23 protein-coding genes and 1 pseudogene are annotated in these 24,162 nt (G+C 62.6%); 7 read left to right on the forward strand and 17 right to left on the reverse strand.

Annotation, left to right across the window (positions count from 1 at the left end):
• The first annotated feature begins 18 nt into the window (after positions 1–18).
• Together NKH41_RS09280 and NKH41_RS09285 are read left to right on the forward strand one after the other, a co-directional pair.
• Positions 19–1,014, forward strand: coding sequence for an ABC transporter permease (locus NKH41_RS09280; protein WP_023677502.1), 996 nt, complete (start codon positions 19–21; stop codon positions 1,012–1,014).
• A gap of 153 nt (positions 1,015–1,167) precedes the next feature.
• Positions 1,168–1,698 carry a DUF2231 domain-containing protein gene (locus NKH41_RS09285; RefSeq protein ID WP_352769656.1) on the forward strand — a complete coding sequence of 177 codons (531 nt, stop codon included), beginning with the start codon at positions 1,168–1,170 and terminating at the stop codon, positions 1,696–1,698.
• A 92-nt stretch (positions 1,699–1,790) separates the two neighbouring features.
• Here the strand turns inward: NKH41_RS09285 and phnN are convergent, their stop codons facing one another.
• From phnN to NKH41_RS09330, 9 genes are all read right to left on the reverse strand, one after another.
• The gene (gene phnN, locus NKH41_RS09290) at positions 1,791–2,420 is read right to left on the reverse strand and encodes a phosphonate metabolism protein/1,5-bisphosphokinase (PRPP-forming) PhnN (RefSeq protein WP_352769659.1); all 630 of its coding nucleotides are present in this window, start codon (positions 2,418–2,420) and stop codon (positions 1,791–1,793) included.
• Entirely contained in the window at positions 2,417–3,556 is a 1,140-nt protein-coding gene (locus NKH41_RS09295) for an alpha-D-ribose 1-methylphosphonate 5-triphosphate diphosphatase (RefSeq protein WP_352769662.1), read from the reverse strand. Before NKH41_RS09295 ends, phnN begins: the two co-directional genes overlap by 4 nt.
• Positions 3,557–3,635: 79 nt before the next feature.
• Positions 3,636–4,343, reverse strand: coding sequence for a DUF1045 domain-containing protein (locus NKH41_RS09300; RefSeq protein WP_352769538.1), 708 nt, complete (start codon positions 4,341–4,343; stop codon positions 3,636–3,638).
• A 148-nt stretch (positions 4,344–4,491) separates the two neighbouring features.
• Positions 4,492–5,304 carry a 5-deoxy-glucuronate isomerase gene (gene iolB, locus NKH41_RS09305; RefSeq protein ID WP_352769665.1) on the reverse strand — a complete coding sequence of 271 codons (813 nt, stop codon included), beginning with the start codon at positions 5,302–5,304 and terminating at the stop codon, positions 4,492–4,494.
• A gap of 2 nt (positions 5,305–5,306) precedes the next feature.
• Positions 5,307–5,525 carry a hypothetical protein gene (locus NKH41_RS09310; protein ID WP_023677508.1) on the reverse strand — a complete coding sequence of 73 codons (219 nt, stop codon included), beginning with the start codon at positions 5,523–5,525 and terminating at the stop codon, positions 5,307–5,309.
• Positions 5,526–5,552: 27 nt separating this feature from the next.
• Positions 5,553–6,470, reverse strand: coding sequence for a myo-inosose-2 dehydratase (gene iolE, locus NKH41_RS09315; protein WP_352769667.1), 918 nt, complete (start codon positions 6,468–6,470; stop codon positions 5,553–5,555).
• 46 nt (positions 6,471–6,516) lie between these two features.
• Positions 6,517–8,361: a 3D-(3,5/4)-trihydroxycyclohexane-1,2-dione acylhydrolase (decyclizing) gene (gene iolD, locus NKH41_RS09320; protein WP_352769670.1), complete on the reverse strand. Its 1,845-nt coding sequence runs from the start codon at positions 8,359–8,361 to the stop codon at positions 6,517–6,519.
• 34 nt (positions 8,362–8,395) lie between these two features.
• A complete protein-coding gene (locus NKH41_RS09325; protein ID WP_352472329.1) occupies positions 8,396–10,330 on the reverse strand; it encodes a bifunctional 5-dehydro-2-deoxygluconokinase/5-dehydro-2-deoxyphosphogluconate aldolase in 1,935 nt (644 codons plus the stop codon).
• A gap of 199 nt (positions 10,331–10,529) precedes the next feature.
• Entirely contained in the window at positions 10,530–11,258 is a 729-nt protein-coding gene (locus NKH41_RS09330; RefSeq protein ID WP_352769672.1) for an SDR family oxidoreductase, read from the reverse strand.
• Positions 11,259–11,395: 137 nt separating this feature from the next.
• Between NKH41_RS09330 and NKH41_RS09335 the strand changes: the two genes are divergently transcribed.
• Positions 11,396–12,286, forward strand: coding sequence for an AraC family transcriptional regulator (locus tag NKH41_RS09335; protein ID WP_352769675.1), 891 nt, complete (start codon positions 11,396–11,398; stop codon positions 12,284–12,286).
• On the opposite strand, the gene NKH41_RS09340 is transcribed toward NKH41_RS09335, so the two are convergent.
• Complete coding sequence (locus NKH41_RS09340) at positions 12,283–13,128, reverse strand: MurR/RpiR family transcriptional regulator (protein WP_023677514.1); 846 nt, start codon at positions 13,126–13,128, stop codon at positions 12,283–12,285. The genes NKH41_RS09335 and NKH41_RS09340 overlap by 4 nt on opposite strands.
• Positions 13,129–13,281: 153 nt before the next feature.
• Here NKH41_RS09340 and NKH41_RS09345 point away from each other — a divergent pair, with 153 nt between their 5' ends.
• A complete protein-coding gene (locus NKH41_RS09345) occupies positions 13,282–14,391 on the forward strand; it encodes a Gfo/Idh/MocA family protein (protein WP_352769677.1) in 1,110 nt (369 codons plus the stop codon).
• A gap of 221 nt (positions 14,392–14,612) precedes the next feature.
• Here the strand turns inward: NKH41_RS09345 and NKH41_RS09350 are convergent, their stop codons facing one another.
• The 7 genes from NKH41_RS09350 to NKH41_RS09380 all read right to left on the reverse strand — a co-directional run bounded on the left by NKH41_RS09350 (position 14,613) and on the right by NKH41_RS09380 (position 22,172).
• Positions 14,613–15,704: a 3-deoxy-7-phosphoheptulonate synthase gene (locus tag NKH41_RS09350; RefSeq protein ID WP_352769680.1), complete on the reverse strand. Its 1,092-nt coding sequence runs from the start codon at positions 15,702–15,704 to the stop codon at positions 14,613–14,615.
• Positions 15,705–16,043: 339 nt separating this feature from the next.
• Entirely contained in the window at positions 16,044–16,838 is a 795-nt protein-coding gene (locus NKH41_RS09355) for an SDR family oxidoreductase (protein ID WP_352769683.1), read from the reverse strand.
• A gap of 23 nt (positions 16,839–16,861) precedes the next feature.
• Positions 16,862–17,863 carry an inositol 2-dehydrogenase gene (iolG, locus tag NKH41_RS09360; RefSeq protein WP_352769686.1) on the reverse strand — a complete coding sequence of 334 codons (1,002 nt, stop codon included), beginning with the start codon at positions 17,861–17,863 and terminating at the stop codon, positions 16,862–16,864.
• Between the two features lie 64 nt (positions 17,864–17,927).
• The gene (locus tag NKH41_RS09365) at positions 17,928–18,695 is read right to left on the reverse strand and encodes an ATP-binding cassette domain-containing protein (RefSeq protein WP_352743948.1); all 768 of its coding nucleotides are present in this window, start codon (positions 18,693–18,695) and stop codon (positions 17,928–17,930) included.
• Positions 18,696–18,697: 2 nt separating this feature from the next.
• Positions 18,698–19,774, reverse strand: a complete 1,077-nt coding sequence (locus tag NKH41_RS09370; protein ID WP_292655972.1) for an ABC transporter permease — start codon at positions 19,772–19,774, stop codon at positions 18,698–18,700.
• A gap of 114 nt (positions 19,775–19,888) precedes the next feature.
• A complete protein-coding gene (locus NKH41_RS09375; RefSeq protein ID WP_352451673.1) occupies positions 19,889–20,830 on the reverse strand; it encodes a sugar ABC transporter substrate-binding protein in 942 nt (313 codons plus the stop codon).
• 310 nt (positions 20,831–21,140) lie between these two features.
• Positions 21,141–22,172, reverse strand: coding sequence for a LacI family DNA-binding transcriptional regulator (locus NKH41_RS09380; RefSeq protein ID WP_023677522.1), 1,032 nt, complete (start codon positions 22,170–22,172; stop codon positions 21,141–21,143).
• Positions 22,173–22,288: 116 nt separating this feature from the next.
• On the opposite strand from NKH41_RS09380, the gene NKH41_RS09385 reads away from it, so the two are divergent.
• The 3 genes and pseudogenes from NKH41_RS09385 to NKH41_RS09395 all read left to right on the forward strand — a co-directional run.
• Positions 22,289–23,437, forward strand: coding sequence for a fatty acid desaturase family protein (locus NKH41_RS09385; RefSeq protein WP_502895682.1), 1,149 nt, complete (start codon positions 22,289–22,291; stop codon positions 23,435–23,437).
• Positions 23,438–23,477: 40 nt separating this feature from the next.
• The gene (locus NKH41_RS09390) at positions 23,478–23,792 is read left to right on the forward strand and encodes a MocE family 2Fe-2S type ferredoxin (protein ID WP_352472320.1); all 315 of its coding nucleotides are present in this window, start codon (positions 23,478–23,480) and stop codon (positions 23,790–23,792) included.
• Positions 23,793–23,794: 2 nt separating this feature from the next.
• A pseudogene (locus NKH41_RS09395) lies at positions 23,795–24,049 on the forward strand (FAD-dependent oxidoreductase); the annotation flags it as partial.
• Positions 24,050–24,162: the final 113 nt, after the last annotated feature.

Genomic DNA, 24,162 nt, shown 5'->3' on the forward strand with positions numbered 1-24,162 from the left:
AGGCACTGGGAGAAGACGATGAGCAAGAAAGATCTCGGCCTGCTGATCCTGATCCTGGTGGTCGGCGCGGTGGTGGCAATCATCAACCCACGCTTCCTGCTGCCGATCAATCTCGCCAACACCTCGAACCTGATCGGGTTGTTCGGCATCCTGTCGATTGGCCAAGCCTTCGTCATCATCACCGGTGGCATCGAATTGTCGGTCGGCTCGGTGGTTGCGCTGCTCGGCGTGCTGTTCATCGACTTCATCGCCACGCGCGGCATGGCCTGGCCGGTCGCCCTGCCGCTGATCCTGGTGCTCGGCGGCATCATCGGGCTGGCGCATGGCTGGCTGATCACCCGGCTCAAATTGCAGCCTTTCGTGGTGACTTTGTGCGGCCTGTTGATCTATCGCGGCGTGGCGCGCTTCTACACCGCCGACGGCACCGCCGGCTTTGCCTTCGGACAGAACTTCCCGGAACTCGAGTTCCTGACGGCGGGGCGGTCCTGGGGCGTGCCGAACAGCTTCATCGCGCTGATCGTCATCGCCGTCGTCATGTGGGTGGTGCTGCACCGGTCGGTGTTCGGTCGCTATCTCTATGCCATCGGCAAGAACGAGGAAGCGGCAAAATATTCCGGCATCCGCACCGGCCGCATCGTCATGGCCGCCTATGTCATCTGCGGCGTGCTGACGGCGCTGTCGGCTATCTATTTCGCCATGTACACACGCTCGATCTCGCCGGCGAGCCACGGCCAGTTCTACGAACTCTACGCCATCGCGGCAGCGGTGCTCGGCGGCTTCTCGCTGCGTGGCGGCGAAGGCTCGCTGATCGGCGTCCTGCTCGGCACGGTGCTGCTGCAGGAGCTGCAGAACCTCGTCAACCTGCTCGGCATCCCGTCCTCGCTCAACTTCGCCGTCATGGGCGGGGTGATCCTCATCGGCGTGCTGGTCGACCAGCAATGGGGCGTGTTCAGGGCGCGGCGGCGGATGCTGGAAGCCACACGCAAGGGCGTGGCGGGTGCTGCCGCTGAGTGACGCAAAAATAGCTGGATGAAATTCGCCGACTGCCATGGCAGGTGGCGTGAAAGAGTCAGCCGGAACTTCGCGACAGCAGTTCAGGTCGGTCTCTATTTGGAACGAAACCCGTATCTGAGCGTTTGTTTAAGCTTTGCTACGCGGAGGCGTTCCATGCCCACGAATCCAGTTAGTACCGCCAAAGTAGGAACTCACCCCCTCCACCCGATGCTGATACCTTTTCCTGTCGCGTTTCTTGTCGGTGCGTTTGTCACCGACCTGGTTTTCTGGGGGACTGCCGATGCCTTCTGGGCACGGGCATCGATGTGGCTGATCGGGGCAGCCATCGTAATGGCCCTTCTCGCTGCGACAGCCGGTTTTATCGACTTCCTCAACGAGCCGCGCATTCGCGCCTTGTCCGACGCCTGGTACCACATGCTGGGCAACTTGACCGCGGTCGTTGTGGCACTGATAAATTTCTACCTGCGCTATGCGCAAGGCGCCGAAGCCGCGGTCCGCCCATGGGGTGCGCTCTTGTCGTTCATAGTGGTCTGCATACTGCTGTTCACCGGCTGGAAGGGCTGGGAGATGGTGTATCGGCACCACGTTGCAGTTCTGGATACACCAGCGGATGCGCCAGCGAAGCCGTCGACAACCACTGCCACGGATTCTCGTCACGCTGGTCGGGACCGGCACGCCGCATGAGGCCATAATCCCGAGAAGTGGATACCGGTTTCTAAAAAAGATATCGGTTAGACAAGTAGCGCGCATTCCGAATGCATCGGGATGGGCGCGCCTTAGATAAGGCCCGACATGTCGGAGAAGGCCATGGCCTTGCGCAGCACTTCGGCGAAGCGCTCGCCGGCGGCTTCACGAAGACCGCTATTGTCGATCGAGGTGACACCCGGTCCGGACAGCGCCACATTGGCACTGCGCGCCAGCCGTGCCAGCACTTCGCCGCGCGACTCGCGACCGCGCAATGCCAGCCGCTCGGCCAGGATCTCCGGTGTAGCCGTGATCTCGACGATAGCCAGATTGGCGTAGCGCTCCCGCAGCGCCGGGATGATCGCGCGCGAGACGTTGGCGATCGCGACACGGCCGTTGGAGACTGACCAGTCGACTTCGGCCGGGATGCCGTAGCGCAGGCCATGCGCCTCCCAGGAAATGGCGAAGGCACCATCCGCTTCGGCCTCGACGAAGGCAGCATCGGCGAGCGTATCGTGATCCTCGGTGGCCGCATCGCTCGGCCGGGTGATCACCCGGCGCACGAACTCCAGCCGGCTCTCGTCGGCAAACACGGCGCGCGCATAGCCGATCACCGTGTCCTTGCCGGCACCGCTCGGTCCGACGACGGCGACGAAGACACCGTCGCGGATCGGAAATCCGATAGCGGACAATTCACGCTCGACCGATGCCGACACCATCATGCGACCCGGCGTCCCTGCCGCCAGACCGTGCGGACGACCGGGACATGGTCGTCGACGCGCACGCGAACCAGATCGGCGCGCCGGCCGGGCTCGATGACACCGCGATCGGTGAGGCCGACCGCCTCGGCCGGGTTCTTCGAGACCATCGCCACCGCCTGTGGCAAGGAAATGCCCTCGACCACGTCGCCGAGGAAGAAGGCTGACTGGATCAGACTGAAGGGAATGTAGTCCGACGACAGGATATCGAGCAGGCCATCGCCGGCCAGCGTGCGGGCCGAGACATTGCCCGAATGCGACGCGCCGCGCATGACGTTCGGCGCGCCCATCAATACGCCGAGCCCTGCCTTTTTCGAAGCCCGTGCTGCCTCCTCGGTGGTCGGGAACTCGGCGACGCGCACACCTTGCTCGATCGCTTCGTCGACATGGCCGACGGTCGCGTCGTCATGGCTGGCGAGCACGATGCTGCGCTCATGACAAGCCGCGGCGATGAAGCTGCGGTTCGGGCTCGAATTCCTCGCCGATTCCGCCATCCGCTTTTCGCAGAATTTCTGGAAATCGCGATCGGTCAGCTTCAGCTTGCGCTGGTAGTAATAGGCGTAGGTTTCCAAATTGACGAACTGGCGCTGTCCGGGCGCATGGTCCATCAGCGACGCCAGCCTGACCCGCTCGTCGCCGTCGAAATTGGCGAAGGCCGTGAGGCAGTCCGTCGCCGAAACCTCGCAACGCAGATGGAGGAAATGGTCGGCCCTGAGCCGGTCCTGCTGTACGCTGTCCTCGATCGCGTCGGCCAGCTTGCGTATGTCGGCGGCCGTCAGGTCGGCATCCTCGTCCATGCCGACACGCAAGGCGTCGAGCACGGTGGTAATGCCGGCGGTCGCCACCTGGGCGTCATGCGCGAGCACGGCTGCGATCGGGTTCCAGCGCACTTTCGGCCGCGGCGCGTAATGGCCTTCGAGATGGTCGGTATGGAGCTCGACCAGGCCAGGGATGATGAAGTCGCCGCCCATGTCCTCGCCGCTGCGGCCAGCGCCGGGATCGATGGCGGCGATCATGCCGTCGCGCAGCACGATCGACCCTTCGACGATCTGGTCGGCCAGCACAATACGGGCATTGTCAAGAACGGTCTCGGCAGTCATTTCAGGCAGTCCTTGCAGCATTTTGCAGCCAATTGAAAATGAATTGGCGTCGCACCATGCGGTTAAAGCAAATAGTCATTTAGGCGGTTCTTCTGGCCGGGCGGCGCCCGAGCGCGTGATGCGACAGCACCATGAACGGAGCGCCCGGTTCAGTTTCCACAAACAGCGTCAACGCGTCCACCGCCACCGGCCGTTGCAGCACGTCCGCAAACAGGCTGTCGATTGCTAGGCGAAGACGAGGGCTTTCCTGTGACGACACCCGGCCGGACAGCGTCATATGGAAGCGAAACGTCTCGAAGACATAGGGATAGCCCCACTGGCAGAGATTGCGGAACTCGTCGGGCTTCAGCGAATCGGGGCTGCGCCGTTCGATCTCGGCTTCCGTCAACGGCGCGCGGAAGCGGTCGAAGTCGCGCACCACGTCATCGGCGAAGCGGTTGAGCGCCGGCAGCGGTGCTTCCGGCAACAGCGCGAAGAAGCCGTCGATCTGGCTGACGACGAGGCGCGGGATCGTAACCACCGGCGTCGCCTCGGCAAAATCGTCGAGTGCTGCACGAAGCGACGTTTCCGTCTCGTTGGAGGCCAGTCTGAAGGGCGCCTTCAGTGTCGCATGAAAGCCATAGCGGCGCGCCGAGGCGGTATGGAAGGCAACTTCTGCCGCCGACAACTCGCCCGCAGCCTCGACCGGCTTTGTGGCGGCACCGAATGGGTCGCGGCCGAGCCAGTTGGCGGCGATCCGTGCCAGCGGTTCGTCTTGTCGGGGGGTGAAATAGATCGCGTAGCGCATCGAAAGTCCTCGTCAGCCCCGCTGCCATAGGTGATTTCCATGACGAATTGACGAAGCTTTGCGGCGTTTTCGGTAACAAAACCACACAGCCGGGTCGTTAGCCGACGATTTTTCGCTTGGACCAGCGGTTGGGGGGAAGGGGAAGTGGTTAGGCCTTCATCAGCCATTCGTGCTCGGGCGCGTTGTGGAATTTCCACGTCCGCTTCGGTCCGGCCATGACGTTGAGATAATAGAGATCATAGCCGTGGCAGGCGGCGCAGGGGTGATAACCCTTGGGGACCAGCACGACGTCGCCGTCCTCGATCGCCATCGCCTCGTCGAGCGAACGAGCACCGTTCTCGTCGGCATCGGTGTAGACGCGCTGGAAAGCAAAGCCCTGTGGCGGGTTGAGACGGTGGTAATAGGTCTCCTCGAGATAGGATTCAGCCGGCAGATTGTCCTGGTCGTGCTTGTGCGGCGGATAGCTCGATGTGTGGCCGCCGGGTGTGATGACCTCGACCACCAGCAAGGAATCGGCCGGCTTGCCCTCCGGCAGGATGTTGGTGACATAGCGCGTGTTGGTGCCTTTGCCGCGAACCTCCTGGCCGAGATCGTCGGGCGCGATGACACGGACCTGCAGACCGCCGCCCAGTCCTGGCGCCGAACAGACGGCAAGTTCGAGATCGGTATCGGCGCTCACCGACCACTCCGACCCCTGCGGCACATAGACCGACCAAGGCTTGCCTTCGAACGGCGACATGCGTTCGCCCAGCAAGCCGAGATCCTTGCCGCCGGCCTTGGCCTTGCCCTTGCCGGTGACGAACACCAGGCAGACCTCACGATCCGCGGTTTGCCCGGAAGCGCTCTCGCCGGGCCTGAGCCGATGCAGATCGAAGCCGACATAGGTCCAGCCGGCGTTTTGCGGCGTCACATGAGCGATGCGGCCGTGGCCCTTATTGGCTTTGACGAGCAGCTTAGACATGGTCATTCCTTCGGTTTGGCGTCTGCCGATGGCTCGTCCTCGTCAGCCGGCTTGTAGAGGTAGAAAAACTGCCAGACGGCATAGCCGGCGAAGCCGAGCGCGATCACGCCCCAGAACGGCGTGCCGGTGGCGAATTCGATTACCGACCAGACCAGGCAGACCGCGACAACGGCGACGCGCCGCCACAGCGGCCGGAAAAACGGGTGCTCGGAGTCTTTCATCGGATCAACACCTTTCCTCGCGAACTCTCAAGCATTGGGAAAGCCCTGTGTCTCCACCGTATAGCCGGCCGCCGTCATAGCCCGCATCAATTCCTTGTAGCCGACCTGCGCCATCTTGAGCGGCGGGTTCTTCTTCGGATCCTGCTCGGCCTCGACCACGAACCAGCCTTCATAGCCATGGTCGGCGAGCCTCTGGACGATCGCGCCAAAATCCAGCGAGCCATCTCCCGGCACGGTGAAGGCACCAAGCGCCACCGCATCGAGAAAGGATTGCCTGCTACGATCCAGCTTGTTGATCACCTCCATGCGTACGTCTTTCACATGCACGTGGTTGATGCGCCGGTGGTGGTTATCAATAGCGCGCAGCACATCGCCGCCGGCAAAGGCCAGGTGACCCGCGTCGAGCAGCAATGGAATGCCTTCTCCCGAATAGCGCATGAAGGCATCCAGCTCTGGCTCGGTCTCAACTACTGCCGCCATATGATGATGGTAGGAGAGCGGCATGCCTTGCTCTGCACACCATTCGCCGAACTGCGTGAGCCGCCGGGCGTAGGCTTTCATTTCCTCGTCCGAAAGCCTGGGCTTGCTGGCGAGCGGCTTCGAGCGGTCGCCCTGGATGGAGCGGCCGACTTCACCATAGACGATGCATGGTGCGTTCACCGCCTTGAACAGGTCGATCATCGGCTGGATACGATCCTTGTTCTTCGCCATGTCTTCGTCGACCAGCGTCCCCGAGAACCAGCCGCCGCAAAGCGTCACGTCGGCCTCTTTCAGGATCGGCAGCATGATCTCCGGATCGTTGGGAAAGCGGCGGCCCATTTCCATGCCGGTAAAGCCAGCCGAACGCGACTGGCGCAGGCACTCCTCCAGCGACACATCATCGCTGAGTTCCGCAAGATCGTCGTTCCACCATGCAATGGGGGACATGCCCAGTTTGGCTTTCAAGTCGTCACTCCAGTTTCTGACATTCGAGGCGGCGTTGGCGGGCGCGTTAAAACCGCCGCCCGCTCAGCGCTTCCTCATATTTCTTGCGCGCCGCATTCACTTGCGGCCGTGCCGAGACTTCCGGCACTGCGACATCCCACCAGCTTCCACCGGCCTCGGTCGAAACCAGCGGGTCGGTGTCGATGACCAGCACCGTCGTTCGCGTGTTCTTCTTCGCTTGCACCAACGCCGTTTCCAGCCCGGCGATCGATGGCACTTTTTCGGCAATCGCACCCATGCTCGCAGCATGCGCGGCGAAGTCGATCTCGGGCAAGGTTTCGTGACGGGCGTCCTTCAGCAGATTGTTGAAGTTGGCGCCGCCGGTCGCCATCTGCAGCCGGTTGATGCAGCCATAGCCGCGGTTGTCGAGCAGCACGATGGTCAGCTTGAGCCCGAGCATCACCGAGGTCGCGATCTCGGAATTGAGCATCAGGTAAGAGCCGTCGCCGATCATCACCACGACCTCTTCGTCCGGCTTGGCCATCTTGACGCCAAGCCCGCCGGCGATTTCATAGCCCATTGTCGAGAAGCCGTATTCTGCGTGATAGGAGCCGGGCGCGCCCGCCTGCCATAGCTTGTGCAATTCGCCGGGCAAGCCGCCGGCGGCATGAAGCAGTACCACGCCGGAGCCCATGGCGCGCTGTACTGCGCCGATCACTTGCGCGTCGGACGGATAGGCGGCATTGGTCGACGCCGTCACCTTGTCGGCATCCGCTTGCCAGTTCTTCTTGCCCGCGATCGCATTGTCGGTCCAGCCTGAAGGGGCTTTCCAGCCTTTCAGCGCCGCAGCGAGTTCGGCGAGCCCTTCCGCCGCATCGGCGACCAGCGGCAGCGCCTGGTGCTTTCCGGCGTCAAAAGGCTGCACGTTGAGCCCGATGATGGTCCTGCCGGCATGCTTGAACAATGCCCAGGAGCCGGTGGTGAAATCCTGCAGTCTGGTGCCGACGGCAAGCACGACGTCGGCCTCTTCGGCCAGCCTGTTGGCCGCCGAAGTGCCGGTAACGCCGACCGCGCCCATGTTCAACGGATGATCGTCCGGGAGCGAGGATTTGCCGCCTTGCGTCTCACAAACTGGAATGCCGGCGCCTTGCACCAGTTTTGCCAGCTCCTCGGACGCCTGCGAATAGAGTGCGCCGCCGCCCGCGATCACCAGCGGCTTTTTCGCTGCTTTGAGTACCGCGACTGCGGCCGCCAGTTCGTTGCGGTCCGGGCGCTGCCGTCGCGGCGTCCAGAGTCGCTCGGCAAAGAAACTCTCGGGGTAGTCATAGGCCTCGGCCTGCACGTCCTGGCACAGCGCCAGCGTCACCGGGCCGCATTCGGCGGGATCGGTCAGCACCTGCATGGCGCGGTTGAGCGCCGGCATGATCTGCTCCGGCCGCGTGATGCGGTCGAAATAGCGCGACACCGGGCGGAGGCAGTCATTGACCGTCGCCGTGCCATCGGAAAAATCCTCGGCCTGCTGCAGGACGGGATCGGGAATGCGATTGGCGAAGACGTCGCCAGGCAGAAACAGGACAGGCAACCTGTTTACATGCGCAAGTGCCGCAGCGGTCACCATGTTGAGCGCGCCGGGGCCGATCGAACTGGTCGCGGCCATGAAGCGGCGGCGGAAATTGGCCTTGGCGTAGGCGATCGCCGCATGCGCCATTGCCTGCTCGTTATGGGCACGGAAGGTCGGCAGTTCGTCGCGAACCTGGTAGAGCGCCTCGCCGACGCCGGCGACATTGCCGTGGCCGAAGATCGCCCAGACTCCGCCGAAGATCGGCACTTTCTTGCCGTGCATCTCGGTCATCTGTCGGGCAAGAAAGCGGGTCAGCGCCTGCGCCATCGTCAGGCGGATTGTCTTGGTCATGTCGGTTCCTCCGCAGTGCTTATGTCGCGCCTTCTTATGCTGCTTTGCGACCGCGCGCCGCAAGCCATGCCTCGGTCAGTTTTTCGAAACGCGATGCCATGTCGGCCACCGCCTCCTCGTCCGACATCTTGCCGGCAAGCCATTGTTCGGCCGCGTTAATGAAGATGGTGCGGCCGACAGCGAAGCCTTTGACGATAGGCGCCTTGGCGGTGGCGGCGAAGGCCGCTTCCAGCTCGTCCTGCGGCGCTTCCAGGCCAAGCAGCACAATTCCACGGCACCACGGATCGTGCTTCAGGATCACCGCTTCGATCTTTGCCCATGCGCCGGCCGATGCCTGCGGTTCGAGCTTCCACCAATCGGGCTTGATGCCGAGTGCGTAGAGTTCCTCGAGCGCGCGCGGGATGGTCATGTCGTCGAGCCTGCCGTGCTTGCCGGCGATGATCTCGACCAGAAGTTCTCTGCCCATTTTCCGCGCGGCCTCGAACAAAGCGCGCAGTTTCTGCTGCTGTTCGCTCTTCAGCGCCGCGGGATCGTCGGGATGATAGAAGCACAGGCACTTGATGCAGTGGTCGACCGGCCATTCGGTCAGTTGCGAACCTATGTCTTGCGAGAACTCGAAGCGAAGCGGCCGCGAACCCGGCAACTCGACCGGCCGGCCGAGCCAGGCGAAGGAATGGTGGGCGAATTCGAACATCGCCTCGCGTCCGTATTTTTCGTCGAGCAGCATGCCGTAGCCGGCGCGGCCAGCCGCGACCTTGGCCGCAGCCTTGACCGTCAGCACCTTGAAAGCCGGGATTCGCGACGGATCGGCGCCGGCTTTTGCCGCGACATCCTCCAGCTGGACGCGGTGGTCGCAGGCGAACGCCATCAGCGAGGGGATGTCGCGCCGGCGCGTGGTCGCCCAATGGATGTGATTGATCGCCTCGTCCTTGCGCAGCGCCAGATGCTTGCTGCCGTTTTTCAGGAAGAACTGCAATTCCTCGAAAGTCGGGTATTCCGGTGCGCAGAGGAGCCGCGACACGGCAAAGGCGCCGCAGGCATTGGCCCAGGTCGCCGCCGTCGCCAAGCCTTCCTCGCCGAGCCAGCCGCGCAGGAAGCCCGACATGAAGGCGTCGCCGGCGCCGAGCACATTGTAGACTTCGATTGGAAATCCCTTGCCGACGATACCGTCCTCGAGGTCGTCGCTGATCGGCCCGTCATAGACGATGCAGCCCATGGCGCCGCGTTTCAGCACGATGGTTGCCGCCGACAGCGAGCGGATGGTTTTCAGCGCGCTCAGGCAATCGTCTGCGCCCGAGGCGATCATGATTTCCTCTTCGGTGCCGACGATGAGATCGCAATCGGGCAGCACCGTCTTCAACTGCGCCGAGACGCGGTCGGATTTCACATAGCGCTCGAAGCCTTCGGCGTGGCCGGCGAGACCCCAGAGGTTGGGGCGGTAGTCGATGTCGAACACCACCTTGCCGCCCTTGGCTTTCATGACACGGATCGCCTTGCGCTGGGCGGCGTCGCTGTTGGGCCGTGAAAAATGCGTGCCGGTGACGACGACCGCGCGTGCCGAAGCGATAAACGCCTCATCGATATCGTCTTTCGAAAGCGCCATGTCGGCGCAATCGCTGCGATAGAAGATCATCGGCGAGACGCCTTCATCCTCGACCGACAGCAGCACCAGGGCGGTCAGCCGCTCTGGATCGGTCTTGAGACCTTGGACCGAAACGCCCTCGCGGGTCAGCTGCTCGCGGATGAAGCGGCCCATCTGCTCATTGCCGACGCGGGTGAGCAGCGCCGAGCGCAGGCCGAGCCTGGCAGTACCGACCGCGATATTGGCCGGACAGCCGCCGACCGACTTGGCAAAGGAAGTAATGTCCTCGAGGCGCGAGCCGATCTGCTGGCCGTAGAGATCGACGGAAGCGCGGCCGATGGTGATGATGTCGAGCGGCGCATGTCTCGCTTCCACGGCTTCGCCCATTCGAACCTCCCATCGGCTTGTTGTATTGGGTAACACGCGCGAGCGGCAGCGTGGCGCCGGCAATATGAAATAATAATTCCAATCCATAGTCAATATGGAACGAGCATTCCCAAGGCTGAAAAGTGCTGTGCAAGGCTCGCGCGTTCAGAAACTTTGAAGTCAGACGAACGTCAAGTGTCTACCACTGAAACCAGCTGATTTACCAAGGAAGCGGGCCATCATCGTTGAAGTACCCGGCGGTCGGGCCATCGGCGTCCAAGGTCGCCAGGTGAATGACGATCTCGGCCGCCTGCTGCACCGTGCGGTGACCTTTATACCCGTTGAGATCGGTGGCAGTGTAGCCGGGCGCCGCGGCGTTGACCTTGATGTCTTGCGGCGCGAGCTCCCTGGCGAAGGCCACGGTGATGGCGTTCAAGGCCGTCTTGGAGCTGCCGTAGCCCATCATGTTAACGGCGTGGTTCGCAGTGGCGGGATCGAGCGCCCGGCCGATGGACCCGGTGGAGCTGCTCACCATCACGATCCGGGCAGCAGGTGCTGCTAGCAGCAGCGGCAGGAATGCCTGGGTCACGCGGATCGGGCCGAAGACATTGACGTCGTAGGTGGCCTGGATGTCGGCGATCCGCTGCTGGCTCGGCGGCAGGTCGTAATTGATGGCGACGCCGGCGTTGTTCACCAGCACGTCGAGGCAGGGGCTGGCCTGCCTGAATGCCTCGGCTGCCGCCTTCACACTGTCATCCCGCGTGACGTCCAGCTCAAGCCACTCCACGTCGAGGCCTTCGGCGCGCAATGCCTGCGCCGCCGCCATGCCGCGTTCGGCGCTCCTGGCGCCGAGCCAGACCTTGAAGCCCTTGGTCGCCAGTTGCCGGGCGATTTCACGGCCTATACCCTTGTTGGCGCCGGTCACCAGCGCGCTTTTCGATGTCGTCATATCGGTGTCTCCATGTTTGCTGTGGAAGACCCACAAATGGCGCGAGACAGCGGGCGCCGCGCGCCGGAAATTCTCCGGTTCTTGCCTAATCCTCTCACGCTGTTGCGCAGCTGGTGCGAATGCGCGATGCTGGCGCAATGAGCGAAGCGCTGCAGGAGTTGATCGAGATCGCCGGCCGCCATGCGCGCGGGCGAAGAACAAGAACGGCGATTCCCCGCGTTTCGATCGGCCGCAGCGAAGTCGCCACGGCGCCAATACCAGGGGTGTGGGGGTCGGGGATCTTATTCGTACTGCAGGGCGCGAAGACGGTTCTGATCGGCGACCGGGCTCTTCGTTACAATCCGGCCAGCTATTTCATCTATACTGTCGAGACGCCCACCATCAGCCAGATAATCGAAGCGAGCGCGGCGCGTCCTTACCTGGCCATTGGCTTGACCCTTGACCTGCAGGCCGTCGCCGCGCTCCTCGTCGAGCACGCGCCGGCCCTCAGTGGCGACAGTTTCTCCACCTCTCCCGCTGATGACGACCTGCTCGACGCGTTGCGTCGAATGATGCGGCTGCTTGACCGGCCAGCGGAGATTCCCGTGCTCGCGACCATGATCGAGCGAGAGATGCTGTTTCGGCTCCTGCAAGGCCCCCAAGGCGGAAAGCTTCGTGAACTTGCGCGCGCCGATGGCCATCTGTCCCGGATTGGCCGGGCGATCGCCTGGATCCGTTCGCATCCCCATCAGCCGGTCCGGGTCGGCGATCTGGCCGAGATTGCCCGTATGAGCAGTGCTGCGTTTTATCGTCACTTCAAGGCGGCGACGGCCATGAGCCCAATTCAGTATCAAAAGCAAATCCGCTTGCTGGAAGCCCGCCATCTGCTGATTGCCCAGCCGGGCAACGTCGCACGTGTCGCCTTCGCCGTCGGCTATGAGAGTGCTTCCCAGTTCAGCCGGGAGTATGCCCGCCAGTTCGGGTCGCCGCCTGCCCGCGACGCAGCGCGGCTTTCGGCAGAAGGCGAAACGGCAATAGAGGTGATCTAAGGCTTGCGCTTCTTGCCAGTATCGCGCCGCTTCTCGCCGACCGCGACGGTCAGCGCCATAGCCAAAGCCATCGTCGCCGACAGCGAGCGGAAGCCGGCGAAATCGGCCTCGGCGACCTCGAACCAGACCCTGGCGAATTGGGCGAGTGGCGAAAAGGAGCTGTCGGTAATCGCCACGATCGGCACGCCTTGCTCCGAAATGACGCGCGCCTCCTCGATGGTGGCCGGGGCATAGGGCGAAAAGCTGATGGCGATCACGGCGTCCCTTGGAGAGGCAAAGCCGATCATCTCTGCATTGAGGCCGGCGGCCGATTCGATCAGCTGGTTGCGGATCTTGAGCTTGCCCAATGCATAGGCGATATAGGAGGCGACCGGGTAGGAGCGCCGCTTAGCCAGCACGTAAATGGTTTCGGCCTTGGCCAACACAGTGATCGCATCTTCGAAATGGTCTTCATTCAGCGTGCGCGAAATGTCGTTGAGCGAGGTACTGGCTGCGGCAACAAAACCGTCGAAAATCGCGCGGTGGCCGGCGCCTTCCTCGGCCTTGGCGCGCAATGCCGCCAGCCTTTCATCATAGGATGAGTTGCGCTCGCGCAGGCGCTCGCGAAACACCAACTGCAGGCTGGTGAAACCATCAAAACCAAGCTGCTGGGCAAAGCGGATCAGGGTCGAAGGCTGGACACCGGCGGAAGCGGCGATGCTGGCAGCGGTGCCGAAGGCGATATCGTCTGGGTTGTCGAGCGCATAGGCGGCGATCTGGGCGATACGTTTCGGCAAGCTGTGGCGCCGCTCCAGGATCGTCGCCCGCAGCGTCTCGAAATCGCGCGGCACCCGTTCGTCCATCGTCGCTCCGCCCAGGCTCATCGTCTGGTTCCCTCTGTGCCCCATCATAGCGGGCCTGTGCAAGAACACCATAAAAAATGAGACAAGCGTTCCATCTGCAGACAAAATGGACTAATTCATCCACACAAATTTTGCACACAGGGAGGCAAGCGGATGGTCGGGGTAGGTCTTATCGGCACGGGTTTCATGGGCAAGTGCCACGCCATTGCCTGGAACGCGGTCGGCACCGTCTTTCCCGAAGTTGCCAAGCCAAGGCTGGTCCATCTGGGCGAGGTCAACGAGGATCTTGCCAAACGCCGTGCCAGCGAATTCGGCTTCGCCAAGGCCTCCGGTGACTGGCGCGCCGTCGTCGACGACCCGGATGTCGATGTCATCTCGCTGACCACGCCGAACCAGTTCCACCCGGAAATGGCCATCGCCATCCTCGAAGCCGGCAAGCATCTGTGGTGTGAAAAACCGATGGCGCCAAGTTTTGCGGAGGCGCAAGCAATGGCTGCGGCGGCCCAAAAGTCCGGCAAGGTGGCCGCGCTCGGCTATAACTATATTCAGAATCCAGCGATCCGCCATATCGGCGCGCTGCTCGACGAGAAGATCATCGGCGAGGTCAACCATCTGCGTATCGAGATGGACGAGGACTTCATGGCCGATCCGGAGGCGCTGTTCTTCTGGAAGCACGAGGCGGCGTCCGGTTACGGCGCGCTCGACGATTTCGCCGTGCATCCGCTGTCGCTCATCGCCGTACTGTTCGGCCGCGTTGCCCGCGTCATGTGCGACATGGCCAGACCCTATGCCGACCGCCGCGTCGCCTCGGGCGGGCGCCGCGCGGTCGAGACCTACGACATCGCGAGCATCCTGATGCATCTCGAAAACGGCATCGCCGGCACGCTGCTGGTCAACCGTTCGGCCTGGGGCCGCAAAGGCCGGATCGCCATCCAGATTTTTGGCTCGAAGGGCTCGATCCTGTACGACCAGGAGCGGATGAATGAGTTCCAACTCTATCTGACGGCCGACCGGCCGACCGAGCAAGGCTATCGCACCATCCTGGTGGCGCCGCATCATAAGCCTTATGACGCCTTCCTGCCGGCGCCCGGCCACGGCCTTGGCTTTAATGACCTCAAGATTATCGAATGCCGGGAACTGTTGACGCGACTTGCCGGCAAGCCGGCGCGGATCATCGATTTCGACGAAGGCCTGGAGATCGAGCGCACGGTGCACGCGATGGCGCGCTCGTTCGCGGAACAGCGCTGGATGGAGGTGCGGTAGTAAGCCCGCGCTGGTCTCCCCTTCTGGGAGAAGGGGAGACCGAGCGAAGCTCGGTCGGATGAGGGGTGTTGGACGGATCGCTACAGCGAAGCAATAAACGCTTAAAATGCCTCAATATTTTTGCGCCGAGTTTCTTCCAGCACCCCTCATTCGGCTCGGCGCTGCGCGCCGATCCATCTTCTCCCACAAGGGGAGAAGGGTCAGGGCCGGCATTGGCTGCCTCAGGCGGCTCCTGGCCGGCCGGCGATCATGGCGCGTCGCGCCGACCGGCGCTGCTCGACGGCGTCGGCAAGGCCGTGCAGCACCGTTTCGGTGGTTTCCCAGTCGATACAGCCGTCGGTGATGCTCTGGCCATAGACGAGCGGCTTGCCGGGCACGACGTCCTGCCGGCCGGCGACGAGGTTGCTCTCGATCATGATGCCGATGATGCGCTCGTCGCCTGCCGCGATCTGGCCCGCCACGTCAGCCGCCACCAGCGGCTGGTTTTCCGGCTTCTTGTTGCTGTTGGCATGACTGACATCGATCATCAGCCGAGGTGCCACGCCGATCCGGCCGAGCTCAGTGGAGGCAGCAGCTATGCTTGCCGCGTCGTAGTTGGGCACAATGCCGCCGCGCAGGATGACGTGGCAGTCCTCGTTGCCGGTGGTCGTCGCGATGGCGCTGCGCCCACCTTTCGTCACCGCCATGAAATGGTGCGGCTGGGCGGCGGATTTCACGGCCTCGGCCGCGATCCGCAAATTGCCGTCGGTGCCGTTCTTGAAGCCGACCGGGCAGGACAGGCCTGATGCGAGTTCGCGGTGGATCTGGCTCTCGGTCGTGCGCGCGCCGATCGCTCCCCAGGCGACGAGGTCGGCAATATATTGCGGGGTGGCCATGTCGAGGAATTCCGTCGCCGCCGGCAGGCCGAGATTGTTGACGGCGGAGAGCACGTTGCGTGCCATCCTCAGGCCCTTGTCAATGTTGAAGCTGCCGTCGAGGTCGGGATCGTTGATCAGGCCCTTCCAGCCGACCGTCGTGCGCGGCTTCTCGAAATAAACCCGCATCACGATCTCCAGCCGGTCCGACAGGTTTTCACGCAGCGATGCCAAACGGCTGGCATAGTCTACGGCGGCGGCCGGGTCGTGGATTGAACAGGGGCCGACGACGACCACCAGCCGATCGTCGGTGCCGGTCAGCACCGCGTGGATCGCATTGCGTGACGCGGCAACGGTGCGCGTCGCCGTCAGCGTGCGCGGTATCTCCCGCATCACCTCGTCCGGCGTGCTCAATTCCCTTATTTCTTTGACCCGAAGATCGTCTGTGGTCGTCAACACGGCTTATGCTCCTGATTGGGAGACCTGCCGGCTGAAACAAAAAAGCCGCCAGGTCTGGCGGCTGTTCGGATATTGTTGCTGCAATCTTCAGATCGAGCGCAATCCTCCCGCCGCCAGCGAGCTCATAAAGTACCAATATGTGGCGGTCAGGTTGATCATGAGGGCTGATATAGTCGATGCGGATGCGCTTGTCACGTGCCTGGTGAGGAGGAGGTTTACTCCAGCCCATTCGCGATTGGCTGAAGCCCCCCGAACTTCGTCATCCTCGGGTCTGCGCCGCGTCGCTGCGCTCCTTGCTCCGCCCGTGGATGACGAAGCGTTCCGCTAGACTTGCCGGCGTTATTCCGGCGACGACCCGGCGACGCTCTGGTCGTAATCGACCAGCGACCCGGTCATGACGCCGGACTGCGGGCTGATCATATAGCTGATCAACCGGGCAAGCTGTGCCGGCTTCACCAATTGACCCATCGGCTGCGCGGCCTCGGCCCTTTCCAGCCAGTCGTCCGGCGCGTCGTGCCATTTCTTCTGCACGATCGCCTCGCCCTCGGTGTCCATCCAGCCGGGCAGCACCGCGTTGCAGCGGATGCGATTGCCGCGATAGGCATTGGCGACATTCTTGGTGAGTGTCGCCAGCGCTCCCTTGCTTGACGAATAAGGCGCCAGGAACGACTGGCCGCAATGCGCCGACATCGACAGCACGTTGACGATCGAGCCCGGTGCCTGGCGCGCCAGCAAATGCGCCACCACGCCCTGCATCAGGAAAAACGGGCCCCGCACATTGGTCTGGAATATCTGGTCGAACAGATCCTCGGAGGTCTCGACCAGCGAGCCGCGGGCCGAGGTGGCAGCGGCGTTGACCAGCGCGTTGACGGTACCAAAATGGCCAATCGCCGTTTCGACCGCACGCTTGCAGTCGGCCACTTTTGAGACGTCGGCGCTGATGAAGATGGCATCGACGCCTGCCCCCTTGAGGATGGCGACAGCCTTGTCGCCCTTCTCCTGCGAGCGGCCGATCAGCGCCAGCGCCCGGCAGCCCTCATCGGCCAGCGCTTCGGCGACGGCAAAGCCGATGCCTTGTGCGCCGCCGGTGACGATGGCGCGTGTTTCGGAATTGCGACCGGCTGAACCGTTCATCGCCTTGCTCCTGTGCTTGATAGTCAGATTGTTTTGTCGAGGCGGACGGTCTTGCCTTCCTTGGCCGATTTCAGCGCCGCATCCGCCAGCCTGAGCGCCACCAGCCCGTCCTTGCCGCTCGGCGTCGCCTTCTTGCCTGACGTCGCTGCCGCGATGAAGGCAGCGATCTCGTTGGCATAAGCGTCGAGATAACGGGTCATGAAGAAATCGTGCAGCGGCGGCCGCGTATAGCCCTTCTCATTGGCCAGTTCGATCGACACCGGCCGCTGGTTCTCGGCCGCAATCATGCCTTTCGAGCCATGCACCTCGATGCGCTGGTCGTAACCGTAGGTGGCGCGGCGTGAGTTGGAGATAACGCATTGCTTGCCGGAAGCAGTTTCGAGGATGACGCTGACGCTGTCGAAGTCGCCGGCCTCGCCGATCTTCTTGTCGACCAGCACCGAAGCATGCGCGCTGACCGCCACCGGCTCCTCGCCGAGCAGGAAGCGCGCCATGTCGAAATCATGAATGGTCATGTCGCGGAAGATGCCGCCCGAGCGGCCGATATAGTCGAGCGGCGGCGGGCCGGGATCGCGCGAGGTGATTGTCACCATTTCGACAGTGCCGATGGCGCCGTCGTCGATCGCCTTGCGCACGGCGGCAAAATGCGGATCGAAGCGGCGGTTGAAGCCGACCATCAGGGTGGCGCCGGCCTTGTCGACGACGGCCAGGCATTGTTCCACTCTGCCGGCGTCGAGATCGATCGGCTTTTCGCAGAAAATCGCCTTGCCCGCCTTGGCGAAGCGTTCGATCAGGTCGGCATGAGTGTCGGTCGGCGTGCAGATGACGACCGCGTCGATATCGCCGGCCTTCTCGATGGCATCGATGCTGCGCACTTCGGCGTCATAGGCAGAGGCCAGATCGGTCGCCGCCTTCTCGAAGGCGTCGGCAACCGCAACCAGCCTGGCCTGCGGATTGGAACCAACGGCGCGAGCATGGACCTTGCCGATACGGCCGGCACCGAGAAGAGCAAAGCGAAGAGGCATGAAGAATTTTCCTTTAAAGATGGTTCGGAGGGGGGCGTCAGCACCTGTGGCTCGGCGTTGGCCGTTACGCCGCAAGTTCCGCCTGCCCGGTCTTGGCGCCGGTGATGTAGGAGACGATATCGTTGCCGTCGGTGTCCTGCTTGCGCAAATTGGCGACGATGCGGCCGCGCCGGAAAACGACGATGCGGTCGACCAGGTCGAACACCTGGCGCATGTTGTGAGAGATCAGGATCAGCGGTTCGCCATTTTCCTTCAGCGTGCGGACGATGTTTTCGACCTGCATCGTCTCCTGCACGCCGAGTGCCGCCGTCGGCTCATCCATGATGATGAGCTTGGAAGCAAAGGTTGCTGTTCTGGCAATTGCCACGCACTGGCGCTGGCCGCCCGACATATGGCGGATAGTATTGGAAAGATTGGGGATCTTGACCGCCGTGCGGACCAAGGCTGCCTCGGTCGCCTTGCGCATGAACTTGCGATCGAGGATCGAGAAGGGCCCTAGATTGAACAGCACCCGCTCGCGGCCGAGGAACAGGTTCGACGGCACGTCGAGGTCGTCGGCGAGCGCGAGGTTCTGGAACACCGTCTCGATGCCCGCCTCGCGGGCTTCGATGGGGCCGGCAAAATTCACTTCCTTGCCGTCGAACCACATCCTGCCGCTGGTGCGCTGCTCGACGCCGGTGATCTGGCGTACGAAGGTCGATTTGCCGGCGCCGTTGTCGCCCATGATGGCGACATGCTCGCCCTTGCGCAGCTCGAAGTTGGCACCCTCCAGCGCATGGACGCCGCCATAATACTTGGTCAGGTTTTCGGTCCTCAGGACGATGTCCGACATGATCAAGCCCTCATTGCCCGCAGGCGTTGGCGCCACTGGTCGAGAACGACTGCGCCGACGATGATCACGCCTTTGACCATCTCCTGATAATAGGCGTCGAGGCGCAGAAAGGTGAAACCGGAGATGATCACGCCGAAGATCAGCGAGCCTATCACCGTCCCAATAATCGAACCGCGGCCGCCCGACAGAGAGACGCCGCCGATAACCGCCATGGCGATCGCGTCGAGCTCGTACATTACACCCATGCCGGCCTGGGCGGTGAGATTCTTGGAGCTCAGCACCACGGCGGCGAGCGCGGCGAGGACGCCGGCAATGACGTAGACGAGGATCTTGTGGTTGGCGATGTTGATGCCGGACATGCGCGCGGCGTCCTCATTGGAGCCGATCGCATAGCAGTGCTTGCCATATTTGGTGTAACTCAGGATCAGCTGGAACAGCACTGCGAGCGATATGAAAATGATGACCGGCATCAGCCCCTTGCCGATGGCGGCGAAACTCTCGGTCGGAAACGAGATCGGCTGCCCCTTTGACCACCATTTGGCGATGCCGCGCGCGGTGACCATCATGCCGAGCGTGGCGATGAACGGTGGGATGCGCGTGTAGGCGATCAAAGCGCCGTTGACCAGGCCGGCCAGCAGGCCGCAGCCGATCGCGACCAGCACGGGCACGATCACCGGCAGGTCGGTCCAGCCCTGGGCGATGAACATCGCCTTGGGGTTCGGGTTGCCGTTGACCGTCGCTACCTGGGCGAAGCTCATGGCTATCATCGCCGTGGCGCCGACGATCGAACCTGAGGACAGGTCGATGCCGCCGGTAATGATCACCTGCGTCACGCCGATGGCAATAATGCCGACGATCGACACCTGCAGGATGATGATCTGCAGGCGCGCTTCGTTGAAGATCGCATCGATATTGTCGCGGGTATTGAAAAGGAAGCTGTCGCCCAGGAAGACCCGGCCGATCAGCTCGAAAGCGCCGACCAGGATGACGAGCGCCAGGAAGACGTTGAATTCGGCCGGCCATGCGCGCCGCTTCGCATCATAGCTGAGCCCGCCGACGCCGTGAGATGTCTGTGCCAATCGTGCTTCCTCCGTCAGCCACGGTCTCCACTCGGCGCTGTTCAGGCCGAGAGGGAAAAAGCGGAGCGGCGCTGTCTTACTTTGGCGCGCCGCTCCGTATCGGACAGGTCCGCCTCAGTTCTTCTTCAGGAACTTGTCGATATTCGCCGGCGTGACCAGCTGGAACGGGATGTAGACCTTGTGCTCGACCTTCTCGCCCTTCGCCAGCTTGAGCGCTGCGTCAAGCGCGCCGGCACCCTGGCCGGCCGCGTCCTGGAACACCGTCGCATCGAGGTCGCCCGCCTGCATCGCGGCAAGCGCATCCTGGGTAGCGTCGACCCCGCCGACGACAACCGACTTCATGTCGATGTTGGCGGCCTTCATCGCCTGGATGGCGCCGATGGCGCTTTCGTCATTATTGGCGATGACGCCGTCGAACGGCTTGCCGGTCGACAGCCAGTTGGTCATCAGGTTCTGCGCTTCTTCGCGCTTCCAGTTCGACGTCTGCTTGTCGATGATCTTGATGAAGCTGCACTCCGGTGTGGCGATCACGTCATCAATGTCCTTGGTGCGCTGCACCGCTGCCTGGTTCGACAGCTCGCCCATGATCACATAGACATTGGCTTCAGTCTTGCCGGCCTCCTTGAAGAGGCGGCAGACCTCCTTGGTCTCGAGCGTGCCGGAATCGGCTTCGTTCGAGGCGACGAAGGCCTGGTTTTCGGGCAGCGTGTCGACGTTGACCGGCTCGCGATTGACATAGACCAGTGGAATCTTGGCAGCGGCGGCTGCGTCCGACATTGCCTGGGTCGCCGAGGTGTCGACCGGGTTGACGATGATGGCGTCGACGCCTGAGGCGGCGAAGTTCTTGATCTGGTCGAGTTGCTTGGCGACGTCGTTCTGCGCATCCTCCACCTGCAGCTCGACGCCGTCCATGCCCTTGGCCTGTTCAATCATGCCGTTGCGCAGCACGGTGAGAAAATTGTCGTCGAACAACGCCATCGACACGCCGATCTTGGCGGCAAAGGCGGACGAACTCATCAGCGCCGCGAACGCGACGCCCAAAAGCAGTTTTTTCATTTTATTTCTCCTCCACATTGGTGTCCGGCTGCACCGATCTACCCGGAATCCCCGATCTCGCAGGGAATTCTCTCCCGATTGCCATTTTTTGGTTCCAGAGGCATTTGCCTGAAACAGATCTTCCGGAACGAAAGAACCAAAATGCTCAGATGGTGAAATATTTATTCCATTTCACGTGGGCGTCAAGCGAGATTTCGCCATGAGGAATGGATTTTCGGCATTTCGAGCGCTTTTGGACGGACGCTCAGGCAAGCGAGGCCTGAAAGCATTCTGATAGATTACATCATGTCTGCCGCCGATGACCGCGACATCAGATGTTTTCTGGCAGATAAATGTCGAAGGGCAGAAAGGTCTGGCCCGGCGCATTCGCAGCGCCGGTCTCAATGGCATGCGCCATCAGCCCGACAAGCTCGCGGCAAAGCGCCGCCAGTGGCGTCGAGATCACCATGGTCAGGAAATTATCCGCCAGCGCCGCGCGGGAGTCGGGCGTGATCTCGTTGCAGACGACCGCCGGCATCTCAGCCGGCTTTGCCTCCCTCAGCGCCGAGATCGCGCCTTCCATGCCGCCACCGGCGACATAGCAACCGGCGAGATCAGGGTGGCGGGCCAGAAGCTCGATCATTGCATCATGCGTGATCTGGTTCGCTTCCAGATTGACCAACGTCTCGAGGAGAGTGAATTCCGGCGCCTGCTCTCGAAAGAAGGAGCGAAAACCGATCTCGCGAAGCTCATGGCCATGGAAGCGATGGCTGCCGACGAAGAGGGCAACCTTGCCAGGTCTCTTCGCGGCCTTCGAGATCATCCAGGCAGCGGTGCGGCCGACCTTGCGATTGTCCAGGCCAACATAGCCCTCGCGAATACCGGACGCAAAGTCGGAAAGCAGGGAGAACACCGGTACGCCATTGGCTTTGAGAGCCTCGACGGCGACCGTCAGCGTCGGGTGATCAGGCCCGACCAGGGCGACGGCCCTGGATTTGGCGGCCAGCTTGCGCATCCGCTCGACGATCTCGTCCGGCGCCAGCGAAGCGGCGAAGTCGATGGTGGCCACGCCGCGAAAGCGCGGCGACTGCGATACCGCCAGTTCAAGCTCGCGGGCAAATTCGCTGTAGAAGACGTCCTCCCGCCTCAACAGCAGGAACCCGAGCCGGTATTCGGGCAATTCATGGCGCATCCGCTGCTTGATCAATCCGGCTGCGTGATAGCCGATGCTGGTCGCGGCCTCATAGACGCGGCGCGCGGTTTCCTCGCGCACCGGCAAGCGGTTGTTCAGCACCCGGTCGACGGTGGCAACGCTGACCCCCGAAATGCGCGCCAGGTCGGTGATCGTCGGCCGTTTCGCCATCGCTGCCTCATTCCACTGTTTGGCCCTTTTACACCATTCTGATGGAAAATGATAGAAACTATCTTTGTGATATTGAGCCTATCAGGGCTCGGCGTTATTTTGAACGCTGACCGAATATGATCGAGGCCTCCGCCATGGTGGATATTGGACTCCGAACCGGGAATACGAGCTCCGCAGCAGCGTCCCGACGCGACTACAGCCTGATCGGCCGCGACGCGAAGCTTGCCGTCGAGAGCGGGCTGGCGGCGGCCGAGTGGTATCACACCGACGTGCCGCGCAAGCAGATGAAGGAGCTGATGCAGCGCTCCGACGGCCCGGCGATCCGCGACACCATCATCTGGCTCGGCACCATGATCCTCAGCGGCGCCGGCGCCGCCTGGTTCTGGGGCAGCTGGTGGTGCGTGCCGTTCTTCTTCGTCTACGGCGTCCTCTACGGTTCCTCCACCGACTCACGCTGGCACGAATGCGGCCACGGCACCGCTTTCAGGACGCAGTGGATGAACGACGTGGTCTATCAGGTCGCCTGCTTCATGATCATGCGCAACCCGGTGACCTGGCGCTGGAGCCACACGCGACATCATACCGATACCATCATAGTCGGCCGCGATCCGGAGATCTCGGTGATGCATCCGCCCGATCTGCTGCGCGTGGTGCTCAACTTCGTCGGCATTCTCGACGCCTGGCATGCGATGAGCGACATGCTGCGCAATGCAGCCGGTATCGTCAGTCCGGCCGAAAGAACCTTCATTCCCGACCAGGAGCAGCCGAAGGCAATTCGCATTGCCCGCATCTGGACGACAATCTATGCCGCGACCATTGCGCTGGCGCTCTATACCGGCTCGTTCCTGCCGCTGATGCTGGTCGGTCTGCCCAGGCTTTACGGTGCCTGGCACCATGTCATGGTCGGCCTGCTGCAGCATGGCGGCCTGGCTGAAAACGTCACCGATCACCGGCTCAACAGCCGCACCGTCTACATGAACCCGATAAGCCGCTTCATCTACTGGAACATGAACTACCACGTCGAGCATCACATGTTTCCCATGGTGCCCTATCACGCGCTGCCCAGGCTGCACGAACTGATCAAGCACGATCTGCCGGCGCCGACACCATCCATCCTGGCCGGCTACCGCGAGATGATACCGGCTTTCCTGCGCCAGCTGCGCAATGAGGATTATTTCATCAAGCGCGAACTGCCGCCGACGGCGCGGCCCTATCGGGAGGATTTCCACAGCGATAACGCTGCTGTTGCGGTGGCTGCTGAATGACAAGCCCATGCCAACGCACCAAACATCGAGGGACCCGTAAATGAGCGACTGGGTCGAGGCCTGTGACGCCGAGGACATCGACGAAGAAGACGTGATGCGCTTCGACCATGGCGGCCGCACCTTTGCCATCTATCGCAGCCCCGACGACGGGTATTTCGCCACCGACGGGCTTTGCACGCATGAGAAGGTGCATCTGGCGGACGGGCTGGTCATGGACGACGTCATCGAGTGCCCGAAGCATAATGGCCGCTTCAACTACAAGACAGGGGCTGCCAGGGGCGCGCCGGTCTGCGTCGATCTAAGAACTTATCCGGTCAAAGTCGACGCCGGCAAAGTCCTTGTCCGGATCGGTTGATGATGACGAAGGGAATGGTCATCATCGGCGCCGGCGAATGCGGCGGGCGCGCCGCCCTTGCGCTGCGCGAGCTCGGCTATGATGGCCCGGTGACGCTGGTCGGCGACGAGCCGCATCTGCCCTATGAGCGCCCGCCGCTGTCGAAAGACGCGATGGTTGCCGACGCGCCCCTGATCAAGGCGATCGCCAGTGAGGCGGTTCTGGCCGAAAGATCGATCAGGCATATCCATTCGGTCCAGGCGGTGGCGATCGTGCGCGGCGGGCCGGTGGTGGGGGGCGGGGGCCGGGGGGGCCCGGGGGCGCGCCAGGGGTGGATATACAACACAAGCAGCGGACGGGATTGATGTTTGTTTTTAGGGGGGGGGGGGGG

This window comes from Mesorhizobium sp. M1169 (assembly GCF_040318345.1).
Lineage (GTDB): Bacteria > Pseudomonadota > Alphaproteobacteria > Rhizobiales > Rhizobiaceae > Mesorhizobium.